Below are 5,891 nucleotides of genomic sequence, written 5' to 3'. Positions count from 1 at the left end.
TTTTAATTTTTTTTCAAAATTTTATATTCTTCATAACAACCGCTAATGGCATCCATAATTTGCAAATCGTTTGCTGATTTTACAAAAGATTCAGAATAATTACAACGTTCTAAAATTTCGGCTATTTCTTTTTTGTCTATGCCCAACAAGGCTGCCAATGTTTCTCTGTCAAATCTTGATTCCAATACATTTCGTACGGTATCGTCTTTTCTCATTTCTTTGAGTTTGCGAAGTTCTTTGGGCTTATTGCCAAAAAAATTATAAAGCATGTCAGCGGGGTTAAACAAGGATCCCATTACTTTATTAAAAGCATTTGGAGCATACTGCCCACCTTCATAAGCCTGTGGAAGTCCAGAAATACTGTATCGGTAGTCTTCTCTAACGGGGATTAATTTGGAATCAATTTCTAAATATCCCGTCAAATTGTATTTTCTTACAATTACTTCTTCCAAGGCATACGATTTTGGAGTAAGTTGTATTTTTGTAATTTTATTTTTTACCCAGTCATTGGTAACTTTTACTTTCAAAGATTGAAATCCGATACAAGTAATGTGTAAGGTATCATTTACAGTGGCCTCTATTTCAAATAGTCCAAAACTACCCGAAACAGCACCTTTTACTTTGTTGATATTGATGATATTAACATTTGCTACGGGCAATGAATTGACACTATTGATAATGTTTCCCGATATTTTTTGGGCATTTTTATCTTGAGCTACAAGGGTTGTAGCAAAGAGTGCAAAAAAGAAAACTACAAAATATTTCATAAATTTAAATAAAACTCAAAAGTAATAAATAAACACGAAATAGTTTGTAGTTTGCTAGTATATTTACCAGAAAATTAACAAATAGTTTTAATCTCTTCTAGTACGTCTGGCTCTTGGAGTTGTTCCAAAACTTTCTGAACGTCTTGGAGCTCTTTCAGTTACAGTTGTTTCACGTCGGGAGCTGCTGCCTCTTTCACTTCTAAAGCTGCCTTCTCTAGCACCGCTTCTTTCGTTTCTAAAACCACCTTCTTTGGCCGCCCCTCTAAAACCGCTACCGCCCGAACGTCTTTCGCCTCCGCCATTACGGCTTCCACCAAATCCGCCAGCGCTGCGTCCGTTATGGTCACGTCTGCCTCCTCCGTCGTTTTTAGAAATTTCCACATTGATGCGTCTGCCTTCCAATTGTGTATTGTTCAAAACATCCATTACTCTATCTGTAAATTCAGCATCGGTGTTAAAGAATGAAAAACCTTCTTTTACATCCACTTTAAATACATCGTCTCTGCCAAGGTCTAATGTTTCTTTCAACCAATCTTTCAAAGTCATCCAATCAAAATTATCTCTCGATCCGATGTTTACAAAATAACGAACTGCACCGTTTGTATTGGTTTCTCTAGTGCCTCTTTCTTCTCTATTACGGTCGTTACCTGCTGATTGTGTAGATAAATCTTTGGTTTTTTTGTAATAATTAATAAAACGATTAAATTCTACAGAAACCATTTTTTTAATCAAATCTTCTTTTGACAAACCTTCCAAAACAGTGTTGATTGCTGGCAAATAATTGTCAATTTCATGATCTACTTCGGTGTCTTTTATTTTGTTTGCTAAATGCAACAATTGTATTTCACAAATTTCAATTCCAGATGGAATGCTTTTTTCTTCAAACTTTTGTTTGATAATTCTTTCAATGGAAGCAATTTTTCTTAGTTCACTTTTGGTAACTATTACAATAGAGGTACCTAGTTTTCCTGCTCTTCCTGTTCTTCCAGAACGGTGGTTGTAGGTTTCTATTTCGTCTGGAAGTTGGTAATTTACAACGTGTGTTACATTGTCCACATCTATACCTCTTGCGGCAACATCTGTTGCAACAAGCATTTGAATTTGTCGGCCTCTAAACGATTTCATAACAGAGTCACGTTGGGCTTGCGACAAATCGCCATGAAGGGCTGCGGCGTTGTATCCGTCTTCAATCAATTTTTCGGCTACTTGTTGGGTATCTCTTTTGGTTCTACAAAAAACTACCGAAAAAATATCTGGATTACAATCGGCTAATCTTTTAAGTGCTTCATAACGGTCTCTTGCATTGACAAGGTAAAACTCATGTGAAACCGTGGCCGAACCAGAATTTTTGGTTCCAACAGTAATTTCAAGTGGATTGTGCATAAATTGTTTTGCAATTCGGGCTACCTCTTGTGGCATCGTTGCCGAAAACAACCATGTGCTTTTTTCGTCGGGCGATGTCGAAAGGATGTTTACAATATCTTCATAAAATCCCATGTTCAACATTTCGTCTGCTTCGTCCAAAACACAATAATTAATTTGAGAAATGTTTACCAATCCTCTATTAATCATGTCTTGCATACGGCCAGGTGTAGCTACAATAATTTGTGCCCCTCTTTTTATTTCTCTGGCTTGTTCTGTAATGCTGGCTCCTCCATAAATGGCTACGGCATTTATACCTTTTTCGTATTTGGCGTAGTTTTTAATTTCGTTTGTAATTTGCAAACATAATTCTCGTGTGGGTGATAAAATCAATGCTTGTGTATTTCTGTTGTTGGCATCAATTTTTTGAATCAGCGGAAAACCAAAAGCTGCCGTTTTCCCTGTCCCTGTTTGAGCCAACGCAACTAAATCTGTGTCTTTTTCCAATAATAGGGGAATCGCCTTTTCCTGCACTTCGGTCGGATTTTCAAATCCTAGATCGATAATCGCACGTTGTAGCGATTCACTCAATCCTAATTGTTCAAATTTATTCATTATATGTATTTAAAATAGGTCGCAAAGGTACATCGAATTTTTGTTAATAACTAATGCTTTTTCTTTATTTATTTTATTATTATAAATTGACTATCAATTATTTAGCTTTTTTGAAATAAATTGTCGCTTGCTATTTGTTGTTTTTTTCAGGCACACCTGCTCGTTTTTGTTACATTTTTCGCAAAAATACTACCAATTGTTCCACCGCTTTTCCTCGATGACTTATTTCAGATTTTTCTTTCATAGTCATTTCGGCAAATGTTTTATCGTATCCTGCTGCCCTAAAAATGGGATCATAACCAAACCCCTGATTACCTTTTGGAGTTAGCGCTATATTGCCTTTTACAATTCCTGTAAACAAATGTTGTAAACCATTTAAATTCAAACAAATAACAGTTTTAAATTGTGCCGCTCTGTGGGTTTCTTGAGTCATATTTTCCAATACTTTTTCTAAATTTGCCTTGTCATTTTTAGGTTCGCCCGCATACCTAGCCGAAAAAACACCTGGAGCACCGTTCAAAGCCTCAATTTCTAGTCCTGTATCATCTGCAAAACAAGGGTAACCATATTTTTCTGTTACATAATTGGCTTTCAATTGGGCATTGCCGGCAATGGTAGTGGCAGTTTCGGGTATGTCCTCCAAACAATTGATGGCTTGCAAACTTAAAATCTCAACAAATTCTGGCACTAATTGTTGTATTTCCTCAATTTTGTGAGCATTATTTGAGGCAAATACGAGTTTTATTTTATCCATTTTTTTTCATTTTTATTACAAAAAAAATACTTAAAATTAATATTACAATTAATTTTAAGTATTATCTAGCTTGTCAATCATTTATTTCTCTGAAGCCAAATTATCTCTTGTGTTTTTCTGCACGGCAATAGCTCCAAAAATAGCCAACAAAAAGGCAAAGGCATAAAATCCTTTTTCGCTAGGCAAAATCGTGGCATTCCACAACCCAATGGCCAACAACGCAATAGACAAAATGGAGCCAAACCAGCAAATGCCATAATAAATATCCGTTATCACAATGCCTTCCAGTCGGTCTCTAACACTTTTTTGCAACGATACTACCGAAAACAAGCCAAACATTAATACTGTAAAATAATAGCCTTTTTCGTTTAGCAACATGTCGGCCCGCATCAAACCTACTAAATATCCTATAATTCCAGCGCCCATAGCAATCCAAGAGGCAATAATAAATGCCGTTGATGTTTTTTGATTCATAATTTTGTTAATTTTTACTTAAAAATAATTGGTTTAAACTCTTTTTTATACTACTTTTCAATTGTTATTCTAAAATTTTAATGCAAGGTAATCTTTTTTAAAATCAAAACAAAAAATGCTCCTCAAATTATCGCATTTTTTTAATAAAAACTACTATCGTATCATTTTAATGGTTTTATTGTAAGACAAATATTTCATTATACCAACCGCAAAACTTATTTCCTATTAAAAAAAATCCATTTTCTGATGCCTTTTTTATATTGTTCCAACATTTTATTAGCTATTGGATTAAAAAAAGACGATTGCCCAAAAACAAAGCCCACCACTTTCAACAAATAAGGATAAAATGGCAAAACAATCAAAAACAACACCACATAATACAACACAGCCGGCAATTCCTTGATAGACAACCCCAATCGATCCAAAACAAACAAGGCAATTTTGGCAGACAACGAACCATTTATTGCAAACACCAATACAATTATGGCCAATTGAACATTAGACCGAATCCGCCATTTTTGTTTAAACTTTTCCATGATTTTTTATAAAGTTAAAGCAAATACATTACCTATACAAAGCTAAAAAACTATATTTTTATAAAATAATACCTTATGTTATTGCAATAAATCACTATTAATTATCACGACCATTGGTCAAAAATCAATACTAATACACAAATGCAGCACAAAGATAATCATAATTGATTAAATAAATTAAACAACAAAAGTAATAGAAAATTCCTTAACAAAAAAACCATTCTAACAATAGAATGGTTTTTATTTAAAATGATAGCACACAAAAAATTTAAAATTAACAAAATCCTAACAAAAAAAGCTGCTATTTAATATATCAAAGGTTAATTTTTCAAATTATGCCTATAAAAAAGAATACCAGCTAAAGGTGCAAAATCAAATAATTTATAAACATGTAATATCATGTATTTTAACTATGATGTAAAACTCCCAATAGCGTACGTTATCTACATGATTATTAATCTTTTATGCAAAATTTCGAGTATAAATAGCTATAAATTCCCCTCTTGGTTTTACAATCAAACAGCAATTTCAGGCCATTTTTAGGAGTATTTACGCATTAATTGTCAAAAAAATTACGATTTACCAAACAAACCACCCAACATACCACCAAGACCACCTTGTTTAGTAGCAGCAGCCAAAGCATCGCTCATATCCACCTTGCCATCGCCATTTTGATCCAATCCAAACTGACCACCAAACTTCGATACCACGTCCATAATGCCACCACTATTACCGCCCGAAATGGCCCCAATAACATCCGTAATCTGAATACCCGCATTATTCGGATCTTTTGCCCCGCCAATCAAAGAACCCAAAACTTTTGGAATCAAGCTAGCCGCCACACCCGATGCAGCCTCAGACCCCAAACCAAATTTCTGACCCAAACTGCCCGACAACTGTTCCGTAAGCATTTTTACAACAGGGTTCGATGTGTCGCCAGCACTATTGCCATTAAACAACCCCCCAATCAACTCGGCCCCATTACCCTGAGTAGCAATTTTTTTCAACCCATCAAGTATAGATGAGCTGGCCTCGCCCAAAACGGCCTCATTGTGTTCATTAGGCACCGCAGCATTATTCACCACAGCATCGCCACCAAATTGTTTCACTAATTCTGTTAATTGTTCAAACATCTTATTATGATTTATTTATTATTAATGTTTCAAAAATACAATTTATTTTCAATAAACAAAAAAAAATACAAAAAATTTCAAACCAATACCTACTACCCCACCAAAAGCCACTTCATCCATAAAAACACTAACCAATTAGGGCATGCCGGCAAAAAAAAGCAAGCCCCCACGCCCCAAACCCTTCAGGCGGGGCTTCCTTTTTTTGCCGTCGGGCTATCACGAGCACACGGTGCCTTGCGCTAATCCCTCA

Annotated in this window: 7 protein-coding genes; 1 reads left to right on the top strand and 6 read right to left on the bottom strand. The window is 35.1% G+C overall.

Annotated features, from left to right (window positions below; translation table 11 throughout):
* Positions 1–2: 2 nt before the first annotated feature.
* From B0A58_RS12815 to B0A58_RS12790, 6 genes are all read right to left on the bottom strand, one after another.
* Positions 3–767, bottom strand: a complete 765-nt coding sequence (locus tag B0A58_RS12815; protein WP_014083998.1) for a carboxypeptidase-like regulatory domain-containing protein — start codon at positions 765–767, stop codon at positions 3–5.
* 87 nt (positions 768–854) lie between these two features.
* Positions 855–2,744 (bottom strand): DEAD/DEAH box helicase, encoded by a 1,890-nt coding sequence (locus B0A58_RS12810; RefSeq protein WP_014083997.1) that lies wholly within the window; start codon positions 2,742–2,744, stop codon positions 855–857.
* A 169-nt stretch (positions 2,745–2,913) separates the two neighbouring features.
* A complete protein-coding gene (locus B0A58_RS12805) occupies positions 2,914–3,489 on the bottom strand; it encodes a non-canonical purine NTP diphosphatase (RefSeq protein ID WP_165766343.1) in 576 nt (191 codons plus the stop codon).
* Positions 3,490–3,579: 90 nt separating this feature from the next.
* Positions 3,580–3,972 carry an inner membrane protein YiaA gene (gene yiaA / locus B0A58_RS12800; protein ID WP_014083995.1) on the bottom strand — a complete coding sequence of 131 codons (393 nt, stop codon included), beginning with the start codon at positions 3,970–3,972 and terminating at the stop codon, positions 3,580–3,582.
* 215 nt (positions 3,973–4,187) lie between these two features.
* Positions 4,188–4,508 carry a DUF6787 family protein gene (locus B0A58_RS12795; protein ID WP_014083994.1) on the bottom strand — a complete coding sequence of 107 codons (321 nt, stop codon included), beginning with the start codon at positions 4,506–4,508 and terminating at the stop codon, positions 4,188–4,190.
* Positions 4,509–5,080: 572 nt separating this feature from the next.
* A complete protein-coding gene (locus tag B0A58_RS12790) occupies positions 5,081–5,641 on the bottom strand; it encodes a hypothetical protein (protein WP_014083993.1) in 561 nt (186 codons plus the stop codon).
* A 6-nt stretch (positions 5,642–5,647) separates the two neighbouring features.
* Between B0A58_RS12790 and B0A58_RS12785 the strand changes: the two genes are divergently transcribed.
* Positions 5,648–5,884, top strand: a complete 237-nt coding sequence (locus B0A58_RS12785) for a hypothetical protein (RefSeq protein WP_089081385.1) — start codon at positions 5,648–5,650, stop codon at positions 5,882–5,884.
* The last annotated feature ends 7 nt before the right edge of the window (positions 5,885–5,891 follow it).

The organism is Flavobacterium branchiophilum NBRC 15030 = ATCC 35035 (genome assembly GCF_002217205.1).
Lineage (GTDB): Bacteria > Bacteroidota > Bacteroidia > Flavobacteriales > Flavobacteriaceae > Flavobacterium > Flavobacterium branchiophilum.
This window is presented reverse-complemented; position numbering and strand designations above follow the sequence as displayed.